Below are 22,973 nucleotides of genomic sequence, written 5' to 3'. Positions count from 1 at the left end.
AGAGGGGGCCTGCGGGCCCCCTCTTCGCTATCCGGCGACCCGCTGCGGTTATTTGCGCAGCTTGATCTGCTCGATGGCGTGCTCTTGTCCCTTGGTCAGGATCAGGTTGGCCCGCTCCCGGGTCGGCAAGATGTTCTCTTGTAGATTCAGATAGTTGATATCTTGCCATATGTTGCTGGCAATCTCGGTCGCCTCGCTTTCCGCCAGTTTGGCATAGTGGTGGAAGTAGGAGTCCGGATCCGAGAAGGCCCCGCTGCGGAACTTGAGGAAGCGGTCTATGTACCAGGCGCGCAGCAGCTCGGCGTCGGCGTCCACATAGATGGAGAAGTCGACAAAATCTGACACGAAGACCCTGTGGGGCTCCTGGGGGTAATCCATGCCGCTCTGCAGCACGTTGAGCCCCTCCAGGATCAGGATGTCCGGCTGCTCCACCACCTTCTTCTCATCGGGCAGGATGTCGTAGATAAGGTGGGAGTAAACCGGCGCTTCGACCTTCTCGTGACCCGCCCGTATGTTGGCGACAAACTCCACCAGATGGCGGATGTCGTAGGATTCCGGAAAACCCTTGCGGCGCATCAGCCCGCGCTCTTCCAGCTCCTTGTTGGGATAAAGGAAGCCATCCGTGGTGACCAGCTCCACCCGTGGATGCTCGGGCCAGCGCTCCAGCAATGCTTGCAGGATGCGGGCCGTGGTGCTCTTTCCCCCCGCCACGCTGCCGGCGATGCTGATGATGTAGGTGCCCTTGCCGCGGGACTGGCCGAGAAACTGCTCCAGCACCCGACTGCGGCGCTGCTTGGCCTTGACGTAGAGATTGAGCAGGCGGGAAAGGGGCAGATAGATCTCTTCCACCTCGCGCAATGACACCTTTTCGTTGATGCCACGCAGGGTGTGCAGGTCCGTCTCGGTCAGGGTCAGGGGGACCGCATCGCGCAATAACGCCCATTGTTCGCGGGTGAATTGCAAATAGGGGTTATGCTCTGTCGTCATGGTGTCATCACTGTTTCTTGGGCAGGGCGACCATACACCAAGGGATCGGGAGCGACAAGGGACGCGTCCGGTTGGGACTGAGGAGGAGCGTTTTTTTGCATAGATCCCGGCAATAATGCACATTTTGCAGGGCGCAATGGTTGCATCCCCAAAATCCTTACCATAAAATGCGCGACGCTTGGATGTCTGTCGTCTATTTGCCCAGCAAAAACGACAAAAACAACGGGTGCAAGCAGAATTACCGTTGTGGCATTCGTGCAATCGGAGGGGTTCCCGAGCGGCCAAAGGGATCAGACTGTAAATCTGACGGCTCTGCCTTCGAAGGTTCGAATCCTTCTCCCTCCACCATATTTCTCTGCGGTTTGAGTTCTTTGGGTTAGAGAAATGCGGGCATCGTATAATGGCTATTACCTCAGCCTTCCAAGCTGATGATGCGGGTTCGATTCCCGCTGCCCGCTCCAAGATGCTGATATGGCTCAGGTAATTCTGAAAGCCACACCTTAGGGTGAGTTCGGCAATCGAACCTGCCTGTCAGCACCATCCTCTCTGTCCCCCAGATTCAAATCCATCATATAAACTGTTCTGTGGTTAGCTTGCCACCGCGTACTCAGCGTTAGTTTAGAGGGACGATCATGTCTAAAGAAAAATTTGAGCGTAATAAACCGCACGTTAACGTGGGTACCATCGGCCACGTTGACCACGGTAAAACCACCCTGACCGCCGCCATCACCAACGTGCTGGCCAAGCACTTCGGTGGTAAAGCTTTCGCCTTCGACCAGATCGACAAGGCACCGGAAGAGCGTGAGCGTGGTATCACCATCAACACCTCCCACGTAGAATACGACACCGCGATCCGTCACTACGCCCACGTAGATTGCCCGGGTCACGCCGACTACGTTAAGAACATGATCACCGGTGCTGCCCAGATGGACGGCGCGATCCTGGTAGTAGCCGCGACTGACGGCCCGATGCCGCAAACTCGTGAGCACATCCTGCTGGGTCGCCAGGTTGGTATCCCGTACATGATCGTGTTCATGAACAAGTGCGACATGGTAGATGACGAAGAGCTGCTCGAACTGGTCGAGATGGAAGTTCGTGAACTGCTGACCGAGTACGACTTCCCGGGTGATGACCTGCCGGTAGTTCGTGGTTCCGCGCTGAAAGCGCTGGAAGGCGACGCCGCATGGGAAGAGAAGATCATCGAGCTGGCTCACCACCTGGATACCTACATCCCGGAGCCGGAGCGTGCAATTGACCAGCCGTTCCTGATGCCTATCGAAGACGTCTTCTCCATCGCTGGCCGTGGTACCGTAGTTACCGGTCGTGTAGAGCGCGGTATCGTCAAGGTAGGTGAGACTGTAGAAATCGTTGGTATCAAAGACACCGTTTCTACCACCTGTACCGGTGTTGAAATGTTCCGCAAACTGCTGGACGAAGGTCGTGCTGGTGAGAACGTTGGCGCGCTGCTGCGTGGCGTGAAGCGTGAAGAAGTTGAGCGTGGTCAAGTACTGGCCAAGCCGGGCTCCATCAAGCCGCACACCAAGTTCGAATCTGAAGTGTACGTGCTGTCCAAAGAAGAAGGTGGTCGTCATACTCCGTTCTTCAAGGGCTACCGTCCGCAGTTCTACTTCCGTACTACCGACGTGACCGGTACCATCGAACTGCCGGAAGGCGTAGAGATGGTAATGCCAGGCGACAACATCAAAATGGTTGTTACCCTGATCGCCCCGATCGCGATGGACGACGGCCTGCGTTTCGCTATCCGTGAAGGTGGCCGTACCGTAGGTGCTGGTGTTGTAGCCAAAGTTATCGCTTAATCTTGGCTTACATAAATAAAGCAAAGCCCCTATAATAGGGGCTTTCTTATGCAGGGGCGTAGTTCGAATTGGTAGAACAGCGGTCTCCAAAACCGATGGTTGCGGGTTCGAGTCCTGCCGCCCCTGCCATATACCTCGTCTCGTACGGGGCTTTTGTGTCTTTGGTTACGTCAGATACAGGTGGGTTGTATGAGTGTTAGTTCTGAGGGACAGGGCGGAAGCAAGGATACCCTTCTTTGGGGCCTGGTTTTCATCATCCTGGCGGCCGCTGTAGTGGGTAATTACCTGCTCACCGATGTTGTCGCAGCCGTCCGCGCCCTGGGTGTGGTCGTTGTCATCGCTGCTGCAGGTGCAGTAGCCCTGCAAACCACCAAGGGCAAGGCAACACTGGCTTTTGCTCGTGAGTCGCGCCTGGAAGTCCGCAAGGTCGTTTGGCCAACCCGTCAGGAAGCCATTCAGACAACCCTGATTGTGCTGGCGGTGACCGCCGTGATGGGGCTGTTGCTGTTCGTTCTGGACGGTGCCTTGGTCTGGTTGGTCAACCTGATTACCGGTGTGTAAGGAAAAGCCATGACTGAACAACGTGAACAACGTATGAGATGGTATGTCGTGCAGGCATTTTCCGGCTATGAAGGCCGGGTTGCCAAATCCCTGCGTGAACATATCAAGATGCATGGCATGGAAGAGCTGTTTGGCGAAGTGCTGGTCCCGACCGAAGAAGTGGTCGAGATGCGTGCCGGCCAGAAGCGCAAGAGTGAGCGCAAATTTTTCCCGGGTTATGTCCTGGTCCAGATGATGATGGACGAGACCACATGGCACCTGGTACGCAATGTACCACGGGTCATGGGCTTCATCGGTGGCACCTCCGATCGTCCTGCTCCTATCTCCGATAAGGAAGCGGATGCCATCCTCAATCGTCTGCAAGACGCCCACGACAAGCCGCGTCCGAAAACCCTGTTTGAACCGGGTGAAATGGTGCGGGTTGCCGATGGTCCGTTCGCTGACTTCAACGGTACCGTTGAAGAAGTGGACTACGAGAAGAGCCGCGTGAAGGTCTCCGTATTGATCTTCGGTCGCTCAACGCCGGTAGAACTGGATTTTGGTCAGGTCGAAAAGGGCTGATTAAACTCTGTACGTTTAACGGTTGTCAGGGGCAGCGATTATCTCTATAATTCGCTGCCCCTTTATTTGTTGGGGAGCCGTTTGCAGGAGTATGTCTCCGAGGCGCTAGAACCCATTTTTGAGGTATTTTCGTAATGGCTAAGAAAGTCACAGCTTATATCAAGCTGCAAGTTAAGGCTGGCAGTGCTAACCCCAGCCCTCCCGTTGGTCCTGCTCTGGGTCAGCACGGTGTGAACATCATGGAATTCTGTAAGGCGTTCAACGCTCGTACAGAAAAGCTGGAAAAAGGTTCACCGACTCCGGTCGTGATCACCGTTTACAGTGACCGTTCCTTCACCTTCGAAACCAAGACTCCGCCTGCTTCCTTCCTGCTGAAGAAAGCCGCTGGTATCCAGTCTGGTTCCGCCAAGCCGAACAAAGACAAGGTTGGTAAGGTGACTGTTGCTCAGCTGCAAGAAATCGCCAAGACCAAAGAGCCGGATATGACTGGTGCCGATCTGGATGCAAAAGTACGTTGCATCGCAGGCTCCGCTCGTTCCATGGGCCTGGTAGTGGAGGATTAAGACAATGGCAAAACTTTCCAAGCGTATGCGCGTTATTCGCGAAAAAGTTGACGGTACCAAAGAGTACTCCATCAACGAAGCCATTGCCCTGCTGAAAGAACTGGCTACCGCCAAGTTCGTTGAAAGCGTTGACGTTGCCGTTAACCTGGGTATCGATGCTCGTAAATCTGACCAGAACGTACGTGGTGCTACTGTACTGCCGCACGGTACCGGTCGTGACATCCGTGTCGCCGTATTCACCCAGGGCGCCAACGCCGAAGCCGCCAAGGCTGCCGGTGCTGAGCTGGTTGGTATGGATGACCTGGCCGAGCTGGTCAAGAAAGGCGAGATGAACTTCGACGTCGTTATCGCATCCCCGGATGCCATGCGCGTTGTTGGTCAACTGGGCCAGATCCTGGGCCCGCGCGGCCTGATGCCTAACCCGAAAGTGGGTACCGTTACCCCGAACGTTGCTGAAGCTGTGAAGAATGCTAAAGCCGGTCAGGTTCGTTACCGCAATGACAAGAATGGTATCATCCATACCACTCTGGGTAAGGTTTCTTTCAACGAAGTTCAGCTGAAAGAAAACTTGGAAGCTCTGCTGGTTGCTCTGAAAAAGGGCAAACCCTCTTCCGCCAAAGGCATCTTCATCAAGAAAGTCAGCATCTCCACCACCATGGGTGCCGGTGTTGCCGTAGACCAAGCTTCTTTGGAAGCTCAGGGCTAATTGATGGATTTTACAAGGCGCAAAATTTAATCTATAATTTTGCGCCTTGATTGGTTGGGGGTTTCGACCTCCGTCCAAGACCGCAGGTGGCTGCAAGGCCTTAATTTTTCCTGCGTAGACGGTGCCGGAAACCCAGCGAGAAAGTTTTCTTTCTCTTCTGGAATCCTGCTACCGCATCGTTCCCCTCTGTTGTGAAGGTAGGGGGGATGTGTCAGTACTGAGTCATGAGACTCAGATTCAATCCAGGAGTTAAGCCAATGGCATTGGGACTCGAAGACAAAAAGGCAATTGTTGCTGAAGTCAACGAAGCTGCCAAAGGCGCTCTGTCTGCAGTTGTAGCCGATTCTCGCGGTGTGACTGTTGACAAGATGACCGTCCTGCGTAAATCCGCTCGTGAAGCCGGTGTGTACATGCGCGTTGTGCGTAACACCCTGCTGCGTCGCGCGGTAGAGGGCACCGAATTCGGTTGCCTGAACGACGTATTGACTGGTCCTACCTTGATTGCTTTCTCTAACGAACACCCGGGCGCCGCCGCTCGTCTGTTCAAAGAGTTTGCCAAAGCGAACCAAAAGTTCGAAATCAAGGCTGGCGCTTTTAACGGTGAGTTTATCGCCGCAGCACAAATTGATCGTCTGGCCACGCTGCCGACTTACGACGAAGCAATTGCGAAGTTGATGGCTACCATGAAGGAAGCCTCTGCTGGCAAGCTGGTTCGTACTATCGCTGCTGTTCGCGACCAGAAACAAGCTGCTGCTTGATTCTCGCCTATTTAGGCTGTTTGAGTTTATTCAACATCAGGAATTTTTGTCATGTCTATCACTAAAGACCAAATCATCGAAGCCGTTGCTTCCATGTCCGTAATGGAAGTTGTTGAGCTGATCGAAGCAATGGAAGAGAAGTTCGGTGTTTCTGCCGCTGTTGCTGTAGCTGCCGGTCCGGCCGCTGAAGCAGTAGAAGAGAAGACCGAGTTCGACGTAGTTCTGACTGCTGCTGGCGCCAACAAAGTTGCCGTCATCAAGGCCGTTCGTGCTGCCACCGGCCTGGGCCTGAAAGAAGCCAAGGACCTGGTAGAAGCCGCTCCGACCAACCTGAAAGAAGCCGTCTCCAAAGACGAAGCTGAAGCTCTGAAGAAAGAGCTGGAAGCTGCCGGTGCTTCTGTTGAGATCAAATAATCTGCATTTATGTAGATTAGCCTGATAAAACAGGCTAGGGCTGGTGAATGTTTGTTCACCAGCCTTTTTGCGCTGTAGACTGAGAGCATTTCACACCGTTTACGACTCTCGGTGCACCAGCAATCCGGACCGCCTCATCGTCCGGGCCAACACAAAACGGTGTTGAGACAGAGCTGTCCCGCGGGACAGAGTGGGTCACTTATCAGCGAGCTGAGGAACCCTATGGTTTACTCTTATACCGAAAAAAAACGCATTCGTAAGGACTTCGGTAAGCGAGACCAGGTACTGGACACGCCTTATCTGTTGTCCATTCAGCTGGACTCCTTCAAGCAGTTCATCGAGGCTGACCCGGAAGGTGAATATGGCCTAGAGGCCGCTTTCCGTAGCGTTTTCCCGATCACCAGTTACTCCGGTAGTGCTGAGCTTCAGTATGTCAGCTATCGCCTGGGTGAGCCGGTATTTGACGTAAAAGAATGCCAGATCCGTGGAGTGACCTACTCCGCGCCGCTGCGTGTCAAGCTTCGTATGGTTCTATACGACCGTGAAGCAGCTGCCGGCACCGTCAAAGATATCAAGGAACAAGAAGTATACATGGGCGAAATTCCGCTCATGACCGAGAACGGCACCTTTGTCATCAATGGTACCGAACGGGTTATCGTCTCCCAGCTGCACCGCAGCCCGGGCGTCTTCTTCGACCACGATAAAGGCAAAACACATTCATCCGGTAAGGTACTGTATAACGCCCGCGTTATCCCCTACCGTGGCTCCTGGCTGGACTTCGAGTTCGATGCGAAAGACAACCTGTTTGTCCGTATCGACCGTCGTCGTAAACTGCCGGCCTCCATTATTCTGCGCGCCCTGGACTTCAGTTCCGAAGAAATCCTGGCCACCTTCTTCGAGACCATTGGTTTCGAGGTCAAAGATGGCAAGTTGATGATGGATCTGGTGCCCGAGCGCCTGCGTGGTGAGACTGCGACCTTCGACATCATTGCCAATGGCGCCGTGGTGGTTGAGACCGGTCGTCGTGTCACTGCCCGTCATATCCGTCAGTTGGAAAAAGACGCCATCACCCAGATCGAGGTGCCGGTAGAGTATGTTGTTGGCAAAGTTGCAGCCAAGAACTACGCGCACCCGCAAACTGGTGAAATGGTCGTGACTGCCAACCAGGCTCTGAGCTTGGAAGCGGTAGCCAATCTGTCCCAAGCCGGCTTCAAGCACTTCGAGGTTCTGTTCACCAACGAACTGGACCACGGTGCCTACATGTCCGAGACCCTGCGTATCGACAACAGCTCCAACCGTTTGGAAGCGCTGGTCGAGATCTATCGCATGATGCGTCCGGGCGAGCCACCCACCCGCGAAGCGGCAGAGCAGCTGTTCGAAAACCTGTTCTTCTCTTCCGAGCGTTACGACCTGTCTACCGTGGGTCGGATGAAGTTCAACCGCCGTCTGTCCCGTGAAGACGAGACCGGTGTGGGCACCCTGACCAAAGACGACATCGTCGAAGTCATGAAACGCCTGATCGACATCCGTAACGGCAACGACGAGGTGGACGATATCGACCACCTGGGTAACCGTCGTATCCGTTCCGTCGGTGAAATGGCCGAGAACCAGTTCCGCGTCGGTCTGGTCCGTGTCGAGCGTGCGGTGAAAGAGCGTCTCTCTCTGGGCGATCTGGACACCCTGATGCCGCAGGATCTGATCAACGCCAAGCCGATCTCCGCCGCGGTCAAAGAGTTCTTCGGTTCCAGCCAGCTGTCCCAGTTCATGGACCAGAACAACCCGCTGTCCGAAGTGACCCACAAGCGCCGTATCTCCGCGCTGGGCCCGGGCGGTCTGACCCGTGAGCGTGCCGGCTTCGAAGTTCGAGATGTACACCCGACTCACTACGGTCGTCTGTGCCCCATCGAGACTCCGGAAGGTCCGAACATCGGTCTGATCAACTCGCTGTCCGTGTATTCCCGCACCAACGAGTACGGTTTCCTCGAGACCCCGTACCGCAAGGTCATCGACGGTGTGATCACCGACGAAGTGGACTACCTGTCAGCCATTGAAGAAGGCAAGTACGTGATCGCACAGGCCAACGCCGCGACCACCGAAGATGGCCGTCTGAAAGACGAGTTGATCCCGTGCCGTCATAAGGGTGAATCCACCTTTATGAACGCCGACCAGATCCAGTACATGGACGTGAGCCCGCAACAGATCGTATCTGTGGCAGCGGCCCTGATCCCGTTCCTGGAACACGATGATGCTAACCGAGCCCTGATGGGTTCGAACATGCAACGTCAGGCCGTACCGACTCTGCGTGCCGACAAGCCGCTGGTAGGTACCGGTATGGAACGCGCCGTGGCCGTTGACTCCGGTGTTACCGTAGTGGCCAAGCGTGGCGGCATGATCGACTACGTCGACGCCTCCCGTATCGTGATCAAGGTCAATGAAGATGAGCTGCTGCCTGGCGAAGCCGGCATCGACATCTACAGCCTGACCAAGTACACCCGTTCCAACCAGAACACCTGTATCAACCAGCGTCCTTGCGTGATGTTGGGTGAGCCGGTGATGGCGGGCGACGTGCTGGCTGACGGCCCGTCTACCGACCTGGGCGAACTGGCGCTGGGCCAAAACCTGCGCGTCGCCTTCATGCCGTGGAACGGCTACAACTTCGAAGACTCGATCCTGGTGAATGAGCGCGTGGTACAGGAAGATCGCCTGACCACCATCCACATCCAGGAACTGGCCTGTATCTCCCGTGACACCAAGCTGGGTCCGGAAGAGATCACTGCCGACATCCCGAACGTGGGTGAAGCCGCTCTGTCCAAGCTGGACGAGTCCGGTATCGTCTACGTGGGTGCCGAAGTGAAGGGCGGCGACATCCTGGTCGGCAAGGTAACACCCAAGGGTGAAACCCAGCTGACGCCGGAAGAGAAGCTGCTGCGCGCCATCTTCGGTGAGAAGGCCTCCGATGTGAAGGACTCCTCCCTGCGTGTGCCGAACGGTGTGTACGGTACCGTGGTTGACGTGCAAGTCTTTACCCGCGATGGCGTGGAAAAAGACAAGCGCGCCAAAGAAATCGAAGAGATGCAGTTAAAGGAAGCGAAGAAGGACTTGACCGAAGAGTTCAAGATCCTGGAAGACGGCATCTTCGGCCGCTCCCGCAACCTGCTGCTGGCCGCCGGTTACAGCGAAGATCGTCTGAACAAGCTGGATCGTTCCAAGTGGTTTGAATTGGCCATCGAAGATGAAGCCAAGCAGATCGAGCTGGAGCAGATCGCCGAACAGCACATCGAGCTGAAAGCCGACTTCGACAAGAAGTTCGAGAACAAACGTCGCAAGATTATCCAGGGTGATGATCTGGCGCCGGGCGTACTGAAAATCGTCAAGGTTTACCTGGCAGTCAAGCGTCGCATCCAACCGGGTGACAAGATGGCGGGCCGTCACGGTAACAAGGGTGTTATCTCCAAGATCTGTCCGGTCGAGGACATGCCCCATGACGAGTTCGGCCGTCCGGTCGACATCGTACTGAACCCGTTGGGCGTACCGTCCCGTATGAACATCGGTCAGATCCTCGAAGTGCACCTGGGCCTCGCGGCCAAGGGTATCGGCGAGAAGATCGACCGCATGATCAAGGATCAGCGCGAGCTGCACGAGATGCGTGACTTCCTGCAACAGGTCTACGACCTGGGCGAAAAAGACACCCAGCAAGTGAACATCGCCGAGCTGTCTGATGACGACGTACGTACCCTTGCGGGTAACCTGCGTAAGGGTCTGCCGGTTGCTACACCTGTCTTTGATGGTGCCAAAGAGCGCGAAATCAAGGCCTTGCTGAAGCTGGCCGATCTGCCGGAATCCGGTCAGATCTCCCTGTTCGACGGTCGTACCGGCAACGCCTTCGAGCGTAAGGTCACCGTGGGTTACATGTACATGCTGAAGCTGAACCACTTGGTAGACGACAAGATGCACGCGCGTTCTACCGGCTCCTACAGCCTGGTTACCCAGCAGCCGCTGGGTGGTAAGGCACAGTTCGGTGGTCAGCGGTTCGGTGAGATGGAAGTGTGGGCCCTGGAGGCTTACGGTGCGGCATATACCCTGCAGGAAATGCTGACCGTCAAGTCTGACGATGTGAATGGCCGTACCAAGATGTACAAGAACATCGTGGATGGCGACCACCGTATGGAGCCGGGCATGCCCGAATCCTTCAACGTACTGTTGAAGGAAATCCGCTCTCTGGGTATCAACATCGAGCTGGACGAAGAGTAAGAGCTCGCTCTTATTGTTCGAGAATTGACGTGGGCGCCCTGCTGCTTTGGCAGCAGGGCGCCGAGGTTAGACTCCTGACAGGGGAAACACGTGAAAGACTTACTCAAGTTTTTGAAGGCTCAGACCAAGACCGAAGAGTTTGACAGTATCAAGATCGGTCTGGCCTCTCCTGACATGATCCGCTCCTGGTCATTCGGTGAGGTCAAAAAGCCTGAGACCATCAACTACCGGACTTTCAAGCCGGAACGTGATGGTCTGTTCTGCGCCCGTATCTTCGGACCGGTGAAGGACTACGAGTGTCTGTGCGGCAAGTACAAGCGCCTGAAACACCGTGGTGTGATCTGCGAGAAGTGCGGCGTAGAAGTGACCCAGACCAAGGTCCGTCGTGAGCGCATGGGCCACATCGAGCTGGCCAGCCCGACTGCCCACATCTGGTTCCTGAAGTCCCTGCCGTCCCGTATCGGTCTGCTGCTGGACATGACCCTGCGTGACATCGAGCGCGTGCTGTATTTCGAATCCTATGTGGTTATCGAACCCGGCATGACCAACCTCGAGCGCAGCCAGATGCTGTCCGAAGAGAACTATCTGGACGCGCTGGAAGAGTGGGGCGACGAATTCGACGCCAAGATGGGGGCCGAAGCGATCCTTGCATTGCTGCGTGCCATCGATCTGGAAGGTGAAGTCAAGACCATGCGCGAGGAGCTGGATCAAACCAACTCCGAGACCAAGCGCAAGAAGACCACCAAGCGTCTGAAGCTGATGGAAGCCTTCCTGCAGTCCGGCAACAAGCCGGAGTGGATGATCATGACAGTGCTGCCTGTGCTGCCGCCGGACCTGCGTCCGCTGGTACCGCTGGACGGCGGCCGTTTCGCGACTTCCGATCTGAACGATCTGTACCGTCGCGTGATCAACCGTAACAACCGCCTGAAGCGTCTGCTGGATCTGGCGGCTCCGGACATCATAGTGCGCAACGAAAAGCGCATGCTGCAAGAGTCCGTGGATGCCCTGCTGGATAACGGCCGTCGTGGTCGTGCCATCACTGGCTCCAACAAGCGCCCGCTGAAATCCCTGGCCGACATGATCAAAGGTAAGCAAGGTCGTTTCCGTCAGAACTTGCTGGGTAAACGTGTCGACTACTCCGGTCGTTCCGTTATCACCGTAGGTCCGACGCTGCGTCTGCATCAGTGCGGTCTGCCGAAGAAGATGGCGCTGGAACTGTTCAAGCCCTTCATCTATGGCAAGCTGGAATCCCGTGGTCTGGCGACCACCATCAAGGCCGCCAAGAAAATGGTGGAGCGCGAAGAAGCCGTCGTTTGGGACATCCTGGACGAAGTGATCCGCGAACACCCAGTCCTGCTGAACCGTGCACCGACCCTGCACCGTCTGGGTATCCAGGCGTTTGAACCGACCCTGATCGAAGGCAAGGCCATCCAGCTGCACCCGCTCGTTTGTGCCGCCTATAACGCGGACTTCGATGGTGACCAGATGGCGGTCCACGTACCGCTGACCCTGGAAGCCCAGCTGGAAGCGCGCGCCCTGATGATGTCTACCAACAACATCCTGTCGCCTGCCTCCGGTGAGCCGATCATCGTTCCTTCCCAGGACGTGGTCTTGGGTCTGTACTACATGACCCGTGCCCGTATCAACGCCAAGGGCGAAGGTATGGTGCTGGCCGGTCCGAAAGAAGCCGAGAAGGTCTATCGTGCCGGTCTGGCCGATCTGCATGCTCGTGTGAAAGTGCGCATTACCGAATACCTGCGTCAGGAAGACGGTTCCCTGCTGCCGCACACCGAGATGAAGAACACCACCGTTGGTCGTGCGATCCTGAGCCTGATCCTGCCGAAAGGCATGGAATATGCGCTGATCGACGAACCCAAGGTGCTGACTGCCGCCGAGCAGGCCGATCTGGATGCCAATCCGCAGAACTGGATCAAATCCGTATCCAACAAGGCGCTGGGCAAAAAGCTCATCTCCCGTCTGCTGAACACCTGCTATCGCAAGCAGGGCCTGAAGGACACCGTCATCTTCGCTGACCAGCTGATGTATACCGGTTTCCATTACGCGGCTCTGTCCGGTGCTTCCGTTGGTATCGATGACATGGTCATCCCGGATGCCAAGAAAGACATCATTGCGGCAGCCGAAGCCGAAGTTGCCGAGATCCAGGACCAGTTCCTGTCCGGTCTGGTGACCGCTGGCGAACGCTACAACAAGGTTATAGATATCTGGGCCAGCGCGAACGATCGCGTCTCCAAGGCCATGATGGATAACCTCTCCAAGGAGCGGAACGTCAACTCCCTGGGTGAAGAAGAAGAGCAGGCCTCTTTCAACAGCATCTTCATGATGGCCGACTCTGGTGCGCGGGGCTCCGCCGCCCAGATCCGTCAGCTGGCCGGTATGCGTGGCCTGATGGCCAAGCCGGATGGCTCCATCATCGAAACGCCGATCGTGGCGAACTTCCGTGAAGGTCTGAACGTACTGCAGTACTTCATCTCCACTCACGGTGCTCGTAAGGGTCTGGCGGATACCGCACTGAAGACAGCGAACTCCGGTTACCTGACCCGTCGTCTGGTTGACGTGGCTCAGGACATGGTGATCACCGAGGACGATTGCGGTACGACCGAAGGTCTGTGGATGACTCCGCTGATCGAAGGTGGTGACGTGGTCGAGCCGCTGCGTGAGCGCGTGCTGGGTCGTGTGGTCGCTGAAGATGTGATCAAGCCGGGTACTGAAAGCGAGATCTTGGTCGCGCGCAATACTCTGCTCGACGAGTATCTGTGTGACCTGTTGGAGCGTAACTCCGTCGACCGCGTGAAGGTACGTTCTGCCATCACCTGTGAGACCGACTTCGGTAACTGTGCTCACTGCTACGGCCGTGATCTGGCCCGTGGTCACCTGGTGAACAAGGGTGAGGCTGTCGGTGTTATCGCCGCCCAGTCCATCGGTGAGCCGGGTACCCAGCTGACGATGCGTACCTTCCACATCGGTGGTGCCGCATCCCGAGCTGCTGCCGAGAGCAGCATCCAGGTCAAGAACACCGGTAGCATCAAGCTGCAGAACGCCAAGTTTGTTACCAACAGCGCCGACAAGCTGGTTATCACCTCCCGTTCTACCGAACTGACCATCATGGACGAGATGGGCCGTACCAAGGAAAGCCACAAGCTGCCTTACGGTTCCGTCCTGGAAGTGAAAGATGGCCAGGCCGTGAGTGCCGGTGATACCGTCGCCAACTGGGATCCGCACACCCACCCGATCATCACCGAAGTAGCAGGTCGTCTGGACTTCGAACACATGATCGACGGTGTGACCATCACTCGTCAGACCGACGAGCTGACCGGTCTCTCCTCTATCGTCGTGCTGGATGTCAATGAACGTCCGAGCGCCGGTAAAGAGATGCGTCCGACCGTGAAGCTGGTTGACCAGAACGGCAAGGATGTCATGATCCCGGGTACCGATGTTGCAGCCCAGTACTTCCTGCCGGGCAAGGCGATCGTGAACCTGGAGGATGGTGCCAACGTGGGCGTGGGTGACGCGGTCGCGCGTATCCCGCAAGAGTCCAGCGGTACCAAGGACATCACCGGTGGTCTGCCGCGCGTTGCGGATCTGTTCGAAGCACGTCAACCGAAGGAACCGGCTATCCTGGCCGAGATCTCCGGTACCATCTCCTTCGGGAAAGAGACCAAGGGCAAACGCCGTCTGGTCATCACCCCGACCGACGGTGGCGACATCTACGAAGAGATGATTCCGAAGTGGCGTCACCTGAACGTGTTCGAAGGTGAAAAAGTTGAGAAGGGTGAAGTACTGGCTGATGGTCCTGAGTCTGCTCACGACATCCTGCGTCTGCGCGGTATCAGCCCGGTCGCCAACTACATCGCCAACGAAGTGCAGGACGTTTACCGTCTGCAAGGCGTTAAGATCAACGACAAGCACATCGAAGTCATCGTTCGTCAGATGCTGCGTAAGTGCGAGATCCTGAGCGCTGGCGACACCGATTTGATCGAAGGCGAGCAGGTTGAAGTGGCTCGCGTGAAGATTGCCAACCGTAAGCTGGTTGCCGAGGGTAAGACTCCGGCCACCTTCCGTCATATCCTGATGGGTATTACCAAGGCATCTCTGAGCACCGAGTCCTTCATCTCCGCGGCTTCCTTCCAGGAAACCACTCGTGTTCTGACCGAAGCGGCCGTTGGCGGCAAGCGTGATGAACTGCGTGGCCTGAAAGAGAACGTAATCGTGGGTCGCCTGATCCCGGCTGGTACCGGCTTTGCCTACCACCATGCCCGGATCAACCAGCGTGCCGCCGCAGCCCGTGCTGTTGGTGTGCCACAGGTGACTGCCGATGAGGCTCAGCAAAATCTGGCGGACCTGCTCAACGCAGCCGGCAGTTTTGACGAAGAGTAATCTTCAGCTGCAGTGATTAAAAAGGGCTCCTTCAAGGGGCCCTTTTTGTTGCCTGACCACCAGTAGAGCGCTGCACCGGGCTGGGGCAGGGGATGATCCAGTGCAAGGTTATAGAGCAAAAAATCAAAAAAAGTTGACATTGATCCCCCGCAATTGAAAACTCGGGAAAGTTGAATGGTTATTACAGGGGTAGAACATGGCTGTCGGTATCGAGGAAGTACTGCTTCCCGAAGAGCAACTGAGCGGTCGCGCTTTTACAGACGAAGACAGGGAATTGTTGCGTTCATATGAGGGCCTCATCGAGGGCCTAGCCGATCTGTTCGGCAAGCACTGCGAAGTGGTGCTGCATTCCCTGGAAAATCTGCATGAGTCAGTGATCAAGATAGCGAACGGATTCAACACTGGGCGGACTCTGGGAGCACCGATCACCGATCTGGCCCTGCGCATGCTCAAGGACATAGAGAGCACGGGTCAGGATCACACCCAGAGCTACTTTGCCCGCAGCCGGACCGGTGCGCTCATGAAGTCGAGCACCATCGCCATCCGCAACCGCGACAAGCAGGTGATAGGTCTTATCTGCATCAACCTGCACATCAATGCGCCTTTCCATGAGTTCGTGGCCGAATTCTTCCCGACGCCCCAGCAAGTGGAGCGTCAATCGCCGGAGACCTTCGCCAACAGCGTAGAGGAGCTGGTTGCCCAGACGGTGGACAACACCATCGACGAGATCAACCGCGATCCCTCCGTGGCCAACAACGCCAAGAATCGTTTTATCGTGACCCAGTTGTTCGAGAAGGGCATATTTGATATCAAGGACTCGATCAACCTGGTCGCCGACAAGCTGAATATTTCCAAACATACCGTGTATCTCTACATCCGACAGCGCAAGCAGGGTGAAGAAGAGAGCGAGTAAGCGCCATAGATAGGGGATAGATAACAATGGCTAAAGAAGTGATTGCAACCGACAAGGCGCCTGCCGCAATTGGTCCTTATGTTCAGGCTACCAAGCTGGGTGATCTGGTGTTCACCTCCGGGCAGATCCCGCTCGATCCGGCCACCATGGACATAGTTGCCGGTGGTATCGAGGCACAGGCCGAGCAGGTGATGAAGAACCTGGTTGCAGTATTGAAGGCGGCGGGTGCCGATACCAGCAAGGTGTTGAAGACCACCTGTTTCCTGAGCGACATGAACAACTTCGTGGCCTTCAACCAGGTCTATGCCCGTTACTTCGGTGACGCTGCGCCGGCGCGTTCCTGCGTGGAAGTGGCTCGCCTGCCGAAAGATGTGCTGGTCGAAGTTGAAGCCATTGCTCATGTCTGAGTCTGAGTCATCGGAAGAGCCCCTCCCAGGAGGGGCTTTTTCGTCTCTGAGGTAGAATGGATGCACATCTGTGCAGGAGACCGGACATGAGTCTGAATTTTGCCCTGCTGGTCACCGGGCCCGCCTATGGTACCCAGACGGCCAGCACCGCCTATCGCTTCGCCCTGAGCCTCATCGAGCAGGGGCATCGTCTCTCCCACCTGTTCTTCTATCAGGATGGGGTCCATAACGGCAATGGCCTGCATGCCCCGGCCAGCGATGAGACCGACCTGGTGGCGCTGTGGCGCGAGCTTGCCCTGGCACAGGGCATTGCCATCGATGTGTGTGTCGCCGCTGCCATGCGCCGCGGGGTGCTCGATGAAGCCGAGGCGAAGGGGATCGGCAAGACCCACTTCAATCTGCAGGCCCCGTTTCGTTTGAGCGGGTTGGGTCAGCTGGCCGAGGCCAGTCTGACCGCCGACCGCTTCGTCCAGTTCTAGGGGGATGGAATGACCAAGATAGCCTTTATCTGCCGGCGTGGCCCCCACGGTACGGCAAGTGGACGAGAGGGCCTGGATGCCTTGCTGGCCACCTCTGCGTTGACGGAATCCCTGGCGCTGTTCCTCATCGGTGACGGCGTGCTGCAACTGCTAAGGGAGCAGTCGCCACAAGGGATATTGCAGCGCCACTACGCCCCGACCTTCAAGATGTTGGAACTGTACGATATCGAGGAGGTCTATGTCTGTGCGGCGTCGCTGGCCGAACGTGGCCTGACGGCCGAGGATCTGCTGATCCCCGTGACGGTGGTGAGTCCGACCGAGATCCGCCGCCAGTGGGATAACTTCACCACCCACATCAGCTTTTGAGGTACCCATGATACAGCTTGTACTGAGCTCGCCTTTCCTCAGCCAGGACCTCGAGCAGGTGTTGCGTTATCGCCAGGACGCGGATCTGCTGGTGCTGATGCAGGACGCCGTAGTGGCGACGACGGCTCCGCAGTGGTGCGAGCGATTGAGCGGGATCCCGCTCTATGTGATGGGGGAAGACCTGAAGGCGAGGGGGTTGTCCCCCAGGATCGGGATGGCACTCGACATGGCCGGCCTGATCAAGCTGATCGCCGAGCAGGGATCACCACAGACCTGGGCCGGCTAAATTTGATTTTTATCAGCTATCTCAGGCGATTATCACAATAGTGGCGGAATGTCATTTGCCCTTTTGGCGCACGAATTGTATAAATCTTGACTCCCTAGACAACAGGGCATAAAATTTCGCGTCCCCGTATCTGCGGGGAGGATTTTTCACACGTTTATGAAGTCATTATCAGGAGCCTTTTGATGGCAACTATTAACCAGTTGGTTCGCAAGCCACGCATCAAGCTCGTTGTGAAAAGCAACGTGCCGGCGCTGGAAGCGTGCCCTCAGAAGCGTGGCGTATGCACCCGTGTATACACCACCACCCCCAAGAAGCCTAACTCTGCACTGCGTAAAGTGTGCCGTGTACGTCTGACCAACGGCTTCGAAGTCACCTCCTACATCGGTGGTGAAGGTCACAACCTGCAGGAGCACTCCGTTGTTCTGATCCGTGGCGGTCGTGTCAAGGATTTGCCAGGTGTTCGTTATCACACCGTTCGTGGTGCGTTGGACTGTGCCGGTGTTAAAGACCGTAAGCAGGCTCGCTCCAAGTATGGCGTGAAGCGTCCGAAAGCTTAATGGTTCTCCGTTAAGTAAGGCCAAACGTTAATTCGTTTCTAGTTAGATAACTTTCTAGTTTTGGGTAACCCCTGAAGTTACGGAGAATTTGAAATGCCAAGACGTCGTGTTGTTGGTCAGCGTAAAATCCTGCCGGATCCCAAGTTCGGGTCAGAGCTGCTGGCTAAATTTGTCAACGTAGTAATGGTTGACGGTAAGAAATCTGTTGCAGAAGCCATCGTTTATGGCGCCCTGGACATCATTGCCACCAAATCTGGCAAAGAGCACCTGGCCCTGTTCGAAGTCGCTCTGGACAACATTCGTCCGGCGGTCGAGGTTAAATCTCGTCGCGTCGGTGGTGCAACCTATCAGGTACCGGTAGAAGTTCGCCCGGTTCGTCGCAATGCCCTGGCAATGCGCTGGTTGGTTGATGCCGCTCGTAAACGTGGTGAAAAATCAATGGCTCAGCGTTTGGCTGGCGAGCTGCTGGATGCCGCTGACAATAAGGGTTCGTCTGTCAAGAAACGTGAAGACGTTCACCGTATGGCTGAAGCGAACAAGGCTTTCGCTCACTTCCGCTGGTAATCCGCCTGCGCAGGGCCTTCAGGCTCTGCGCACCTTCAGTTATCTAGGGGTACGCTCCTAGTAAGAGGATGACAATGGCTCGTACAACCCCCATTGAGCGTTATCGTAACATCGGTATCTCTGCTCACATCGACGCCGGTAAGACTACTACTACCGAGCGCGTTCTGTTTTACACCGGTGTAAGTCACAAGATCGGTGAAGTTCACGATGGCGCCGCCACCATGGACTGGATGGAACAGGAACAAGAGCGTGGTATCACCATCACCTCCGCCGCGACCACCGCTTTTTGGTCCGGTATGGGTAAACAGTTCCAACCGCACCGTATCAACATCATCGATACCCCGGGCCACGTTGACTTTACTATCGAAGTAGAGCGTTCAATGCGTGTTCTGGACGGCGCCGTGATGGTGTACTGTGCCGTAGGTGGCGTACAGCCACAGTCTGAAACCGTATGGCGTCAGGCTAACAAGTACAAGGTTCCCCGTATCGCGTTCGTCAACAAGATGGACCGTACCGGCGCCAACTATCTGCGCTGCGTTGAGCACATCAAGACCCGTCTGAAAGGCGTGCCGGTTCCCCTGCAACTGAACATCGGTGCAGAAGAGAACTTCAAGGGCGTTATCGACCTGGTCAAGATGAAAGCCATCAACTGGAGCGAAGCTGACCAGGGCGTGTCTTTCGATTACGAAGACGTCCCTGCCGAGCTGCTGGAACAAGCGCAAGAAATGCGCATGAACCTGGTTGAAGCCGCTGCTGAAGCGTCTGAAGACCTGATGGAAAAATACCTGGGTGGTGAAGAACTGACCGAGGAAGAGATCAAGAAAGCTCTTCGTCAGCGTGTTCTGAACAACGAAATCATCCTGGTTACCTGTGGCTCTGCGTTCAAGAACAAGGGCGTACAGGCCATGCTGGATGCCGTGGTTGACTATCTGCCGGCTCCGACCGACGTAGCAGCCATCGACGGTCTGAAGCTGGATGGCGAGACCAAGGACGAGCGTCACGCTTCCGATGACGAGCCGTTCTCTGCTCTGGCATTCAAGATTGCTACCGACCCGTTCGTAGGCAACCTGACCTTCTTCCGCGTTTACTCCGGTGTGGTTAACTCCGGTGACTCCGTGCTGAACTCTGTCAAAGAGAAGCGCGAGCGTTTTGGCCGTATCGTTCAGATGCACGCCAACAAGCGTGAAGAGATCAAAGAAGTTCGCGCAGGCGACATCGCCGCTGCCATCGGTCTGAAAGACGTGACCACTGGTGACACCCTGTGTGACGAAAAATCGCCGATCATCCTCGAGCGTATGGAATTCCCGGAGCCGGTAATCTCCATCGCGGTTGAGCCGAAAACCAAGGCTGACCAAGAGAAGATGGGTCTGGCACTCGGCCGTCTGGCGCAGGAAGATCCGTCTTTCCGCGTATGGACTGACGAAGAATCTGGCCAAACCATCATCGCCGGTATGGGTGAGCTGCACCTGGACATCATCGTTGACCGTATGCGTCGCGAGTTCAAGGTTGAAGCCAACGTAGGTAAGCCGCAGGTTGCCTACCGTGAAACCATCCGGAATACCGTCAAGGACATCGAAGGCAAGCATGCCAAGCAGTCCGGTGGTCGTGGTCAGTACGGTCACGTTGTGATCGACATGTACCCGCTGGAAGAAGGCAAAGCCTACGAGTTCGTTAACGACATCAAGGGCGGCGTCATTCCTGGTGAGTTCATCCCGGGTGTTGACAAGGGTATCCGTGAGCAACTGAAGTCCGGCCCGCTGGCAGGCTATCCGGTCATGGATCTGGGTGTGCGTCTGCACTTCGGTTCCTACCACGATGTCGACTCCTCCGAACTGGCGTTCAAAATCGCTGCTTCCATGGCCTTTAAGGCTGGCTTCATGAAAGCCAACCCGGTTCTGCTCGAACCGATCATGAAAGTAGAAGTTGAGACTCCGGAAGATTACATGGGCGACGTCATCGGTGACCTGAACCGTCGTCGTGGCCTGATCGAAGGTATGGAAGACGGCCCGTCCGGCAAGATCGTTCGTGCTCTCGTGCCGCTGGCCGAGATGTTCGGTTATGCGACTGCCCTGCGTTCCGCTACCCAGGGTCGCGCTTCCTACGCCATGGAATTCGCCAAGTATCACGATGCCCCGACTAACGTCGCCCAGGCCGTGATCGAAGAGCGCAAATCCAAGTAATTTATGATTCCCCGCCTACGACGGTAGGCGGGTTTAACCTAGAAGGACTACGTCGTGTCTAAAGAAAAATTTGAGCGTAATAAACCGCACGTAAACGTCGGCACCATCGGCCACGTTGACCACGGTAAAACCACCCTGACCGCCGCCATCACCAACGTGCTGGCCAAGCACTTCGGTGGTAAAGCTTTCGCCTTCGACCAGATCGACAAGGCACCGGAAGAGCGTGAGCGTGGTATCACCATCAACACCTCCCACGTAGAATACGACACTGCTACCCGCCACTACGCCCACGTAGATTGCCCGGGTCACGCCGACTACGTTAAGAACATGATCACCGGTGCTGCCCAAATGGACGGCGCGATCCTGGTAGTAGCCGCGACTGACGGCCCGATGCCGCAAACTCGTGAGCACATCCTGCTGGGTCGCCAGGTTGGTATCCCGTACATGATCGTGTTCATGAACAAGTGCGACATGGTAGACGACGAAGAGCTGCTCGAACTGGTCGAGATGGAAGTTCGTGAACTGCTGACCGAGTACGACTTCCCGGGTGATGACCTGCCGGTAGTACGTGGTTCCGCGCTGAAAGCGCTGGAAGGCGACGCTGCATGGGAAGAGAAGATCATCGAGCTGGCTCACCACCTGGATACCTACATCCCGGAGCCGGAGCGTGCTATTGACCTGCCGTTCCTGATGCCTATCGAAGACGTCTTCTCCATCGCTGGCCGTGGTACCGTAGTTACTGGTCGTGTAGAGCGCGGTATCGTTAAAGTTGGCGAGACCGTTGAAATCGTCGGTATCAAAGACACCGTTTCTACCACCTGTACCGGTGTTGAAATGTTCCGCAAACTGCTGGACGAAGGTCGTGCCGGTGAGAACGTTGGCGCCCTGCTGCGTGGCGTGAAGCGTGAAGACGTAGAGCGTGGTCAGGTACTGGCCAAGCCGGGCTCCATCAAGCCGCACACCAAGTTTGAATCTGAAGTGTACGTACTGTCCAAAGAAGAAGGTGGTCGTCATACCCCGTTCTTCAAGGGCTACCGTCCGCAGTTCTACTTCCGTACTACCGACGTGACCGGTACCATCGAACTGCCGGAAGGCGTAGAGATGGTCATGCCAGGCGACAACATCAAAATGGTTGTTACCCTGATCGCGCCGATCGCGATGGACGATGGCCTGCGTTTCGCTATCCGTGAAGGTGGCCGTACCGTAGGTGCTGGTGTTGTTGCTAGCGTAATCGCTTAATCGATTCGCTATCTGCACACATAAAAGGGGTGGCTTCGGCTGCCCCTTTTTCTTTTTGGGTCTTATGCCCTATGAGATACTCTGCAAAATCATTTATTGAGGTAGTCCCCAGTGAGCAAGCCCGCCATTTTTCTGGATCGTGACGGTGTCATCAACGAAGACACAGGTTATGTCAGCCAGGTAGACGACTTCCATTTCCTGCCTGGGGTGATCGAAGCCCTGCAACTGTTGAAGAAGAAAGGCTATCTGCTGATCGTGGTCACCAACCAATCCGGCATCGCCCGCGGTTACTTCAGTGAAGACGACTTCATGAACCTGACCGAGTGGATGGACTGGTCACTGGCCGATCGGGATGTGGATCTCGATGGTATCTATTTCTGTCCTCATCATCCGGATCATGGTGCACCCTGCGATTGCCGCAAGCCTGCACCCGGTATGCTGCTGTTGGCGCAACAGGAGCTCGGCATCGACATGGCACATTCTTATATGGTGGGTGACAAGCCTTCCGACCTGAAAGCGGCCATCAATGCCGGGGTCGGACACAAGGTGATGGTGCGCACCGGCAAGGCAGTGACCGATGAGGGCAATACGCTGGCTGATACCGTTTATGACAATCTGCACGATTTTGCTATTTCAGCGCCTGTCGCGGGCTGATTTCGTTCACTTAATACGCGCATTGGTGGCTTTATGAGCGAACGGTTGGTGGAAGCCATCTTTTTGCAATTATCTGCTTGCCAGAAAGTTTCAGCCCCCTATAATGCGCCTCCATCGACAGGGCAAGCGGCAACGCAAACAACCCCGTCGATGACCTCGAAAAGCCTTTGAAAATAAGGCTTGACTCGAGAAAGCGGTTGAGTAGAATTCCACTCCCGCAGCAACACACTGTTGCGTCGCTCTTTAACAATTTGAATCAAGCAATCTGTGTGGGCACTCACAGCATCGAACATCAAACAATTTTGTTGATTTTCA

General features: G+C 55.9%; 21 protein-coding genes and 3 tRNA genes. 22 read left to right on the top strand and 2 right to left on the bottom strand.

Annotated elements, in window-relative coordinates; genetic code table 11:
• Nucleotides 1-48: 48 nt before the first annotated feature.
• Complete coding sequence (coaA, locus tag PG898_RS09370; protein WP_270823927.1) at nt 49-987, bottom strand: type I pantothenate kinase; 939 nt, start codon at nt 985-987, stop codon at nt 49-51.
• Nucleotides 988-1,250: 263 nt separating this feature from the next.
• Here coaA and PG898_RS09365 point away from each other — a divergent pair.
• The 22 genes from PG898_RS09365 (at nt 1,251) to gmhB (ending at nt 22,658) form a co-directional block, all read left to right on the top strand.
• A tRNA-Tyr gene (locus tag PG898_RS09365) sits at nt 1,251-1,335 on the top strand.
• 38 nt (nt 1,336-1,373) lie between these two features.
• Nucleotides 1,374-1,448 (top strand) — tRNA-Gly (locus tag PG898_RS09360).
• A gap of 171 nt (nt 1,449-1,619) precedes the next feature.
• Entirely contained in the window at nt 1,620-2,804 is a 1,185-nt protein-coding gene (gene tuf, locus PG898_RS09355; protein ID WP_025328607.1) for an elongation factor Tu, read from the top strand.
• Between the two features lie 52 nt (nt 2,805-2,856).
• A tRNA-Trp gene (locus PG898_RS09350) sits at nt 2,857-2,933 on the top strand.
• Nucleotides 2,934-2,993: 60 nt separating this feature from the next.
• Nucleotides 2,994-3,365: a preprotein translocase subunit SecE gene (gene secE / locus PG898_RS09345; RefSeq protein ID WP_025328619.1), complete on the top strand. Its 372-nt coding sequence runs from the start codon at nt 2,994-2,996 to the stop codon at nt 3,363-3,365.
• Nucleotides 3,366-3,374: 9 nt separating this feature from the next.
• Complete coding sequence (gene nusG, locus PG898_RS09340; protein WP_005323644.1) at nt 3,375-3,926, top strand: transcription termination/antitermination protein NusG; 552 nt, start codon at nt 3,375-3,377, stop codon at nt 3,924-3,926.
• A gap of 134 nt (nt 3,927-4,060) precedes the next feature.
• Nucleotides 4,061-4,489, top strand: coding sequence for a 50S ribosomal protein L11 (rplK, locus tag PG898_RS09335; RefSeq protein WP_016352267.1), 429 nt, complete (start codon nt 4,061-4,063; stop codon nt 4,487-4,489).
• Nucleotides 4,490-4,493: 4 nt separating this feature from the next.
• Complete coding sequence (gene rplA, locus PG898_RS09330; protein WP_041206544.1) at nt 4,494-5,195, top strand: 50S ribosomal protein L1; 702 nt, start codon at nt 4,494-4,496, stop codon at nt 5,193-5,195.
• 257 nt (nt 5,196-5,452) lie between these two features.
• Nucleotides 5,453-5,953, top strand: a complete 501-nt coding sequence (rplJ, locus tag PG898_RS09325; RefSeq protein WP_025328617.1) for a 50S ribosomal protein L10 — start codon at nt 5,453-5,455, stop codon at nt 5,951-5,953.
• 51 nt (nt 5,954-6,004) lie between these two features.
• On the top strand, nt 6,005-6,367 hold the full coding sequence (gene rplL / locus PG898_RS09320; RefSeq protein WP_025328616.1) for a 50S ribosomal protein L7/L12: 363 nt from the start codon (nt 6,005-6,007) through the stop codon (nt 6,365-6,367).
• Nucleotides 6,368-6,589: 222 nt separating this feature from the next.
• Nucleotides 6,590-10,618, top strand: coding sequence for a DNA-directed RNA polymerase subunit beta (gene rpoB, locus PG898_RS09315; protein ID WP_270823928.1), 4,029 nt, complete (start codon nt 6,590-6,592; stop codon nt 10,616-10,618).
• A 90-nt stretch (nt 10,619-10,708) separates the two neighbouring features.
• The gene (rpoC, locus tag PG898_RS09310; RefSeq protein ID WP_005325063.1) at nt 10,709-15,013 is read left to right on the top strand and encodes a DNA-directed RNA polymerase subunit beta'; all 4,305 of its coding nucleotides are present in this window, start codon (nt 10,709-10,711) and stop codon (nt 15,011-15,013) included.
• Nucleotides 15,014-15,209: 196 nt separating this feature from the next.
• Nucleotides 15,210-15,926 carry a helix-turn-helix transcriptional regulator gene (locus tag PG898_RS09305; RefSeq protein ID WP_025328613.1) on the top strand — a complete coding sequence of 239 codons (717 nt, stop codon included), beginning with the start codon at nt 15,210-15,212 and terminating at the stop codon, nt 15,924-15,926.
• A gap of 26 nt (nt 15,927-15,952) precedes the next feature.
• Nucleotides 15,953-16,333, top strand: a complete 381-nt coding sequence (locus PG898_RS09300) for a RidA family protein (RefSeq protein WP_106885569.1) — start codon at nt 15,953-15,955, stop codon at nt 16,331-16,333.
• Nucleotides 16,334-16,419: 86 nt separating this feature from the next.
• The gene (gene tusD, locus PG898_RS09295; protein WP_270823929.1) at nt 16,420-16,812 is read left to right on the top strand and encodes a sulfurtransferase complex subunit TusD; all 393 of its coding nucleotides are present in this window, start codon (nt 16,420-16,422) and stop codon (nt 16,810-16,812) included.
• A gap of 9 nt (nt 16,813-16,821) precedes the next feature.
• Nucleotides 16,822-17,178 carry a sulfurtransferase complex subunit TusC gene (gene tusC / locus PG898_RS09290; RefSeq protein WP_270823930.1) on the top strand — a complete coding sequence of 119 codons (357 nt, stop codon included), beginning with the start codon at nt 16,822-16,824 and terminating at the stop codon, nt 17,176-17,178.
• Between the two features lie 7 nt (nt 17,179-17,185).
• Nucleotides 17,186-17,464 carry a sulfurtransferase complex subunit TusB gene (tusB, locus tag PG898_RS09285; RefSeq protein ID WP_043133757.1) on the top strand — a complete coding sequence of 93 codons (279 nt, stop codon included), beginning with the start codon at nt 17,186-17,188 and terminating at the stop codon, nt 17,462-17,464.
• 182 nt (nt 17,465-17,646) lie between these two features.
• Nucleotides 17,647-18,021, top strand: coding sequence for a 30S ribosomal protein S12 (gene rpsL / locus PG898_RS09280; protein ID WP_005306278.1), 375 nt, complete (start codon nt 17,647-17,649; stop codon nt 18,019-18,021).
• Nucleotides 18,022-18,114: 93 nt separating this feature from the next.
• Entirely contained in the window at nt 18,115-18,585 is a 471-nt protein-coding gene (gene rpsG, locus PG898_RS09275; protein WP_010675949.1) for a 30S ribosomal protein S7, read from the top strand.
• Between the two features lie 74 nt (nt 18,586-18,659).
• Nucleotides 18,660-20,765 carry an elongation factor G gene (gene fusA, locus PG898_RS09270; RefSeq protein ID WP_270823931.1) on the top strand — a complete coding sequence of 702 codons (2,106 nt, stop codon included), beginning with the start codon at nt 18,660-18,662 and terminating at the stop codon, nt 20,763-20,765.
• A gap of 54 nt (nt 20,766-20,819) precedes the next feature.
• Nucleotides 20,820-22,004: an elongation factor Tu gene (gene tuf, locus PG898_RS09265; protein ID WP_041206539.1), complete on the top strand. Its 1,185-nt coding sequence runs from the start codon at nt 20,820-20,822 to the stop codon at nt 22,002-22,004.
• Nucleotides 22,005-22,115: 111 nt separating this feature from the next.
• Entirely contained in the window at nt 22,116-22,658 is a 543-nt protein-coding gene (gene gmhB, locus PG898_RS09260) for a D-glycero-beta-D-manno-heptose 1,7-bisphosphate 7-phosphatase (protein WP_182787294.1), read from the top strand.
• 98 nt (nt 22,659-22,756) lie between these two features.
• Here gmhB and PG898_RS09255 read toward each other — a convergent pair.
• A partial coding sequence (locus PG898_RS09255; RefSeq protein WP_270823932.1) for a hypothetical protein occupies nt 22,757-22,973 on the bottom strand: 217 nt, incomplete at its 5' end.

Origin of the sequence: Aeromonas sp. QDB31 (assembly GCF_027707605.1) — a bacterium.
In the GTDB taxonomy this organism is placed as follows: domain Bacteria; phylum Pseudomonadota; class Gammaproteobacteria; order Enterobacterales; family Aeromonadaceae; genus Aeromonas; species Aeromonas media.
This window is presented reverse-complemented; position numbering and strand designations above follow the sequence as displayed.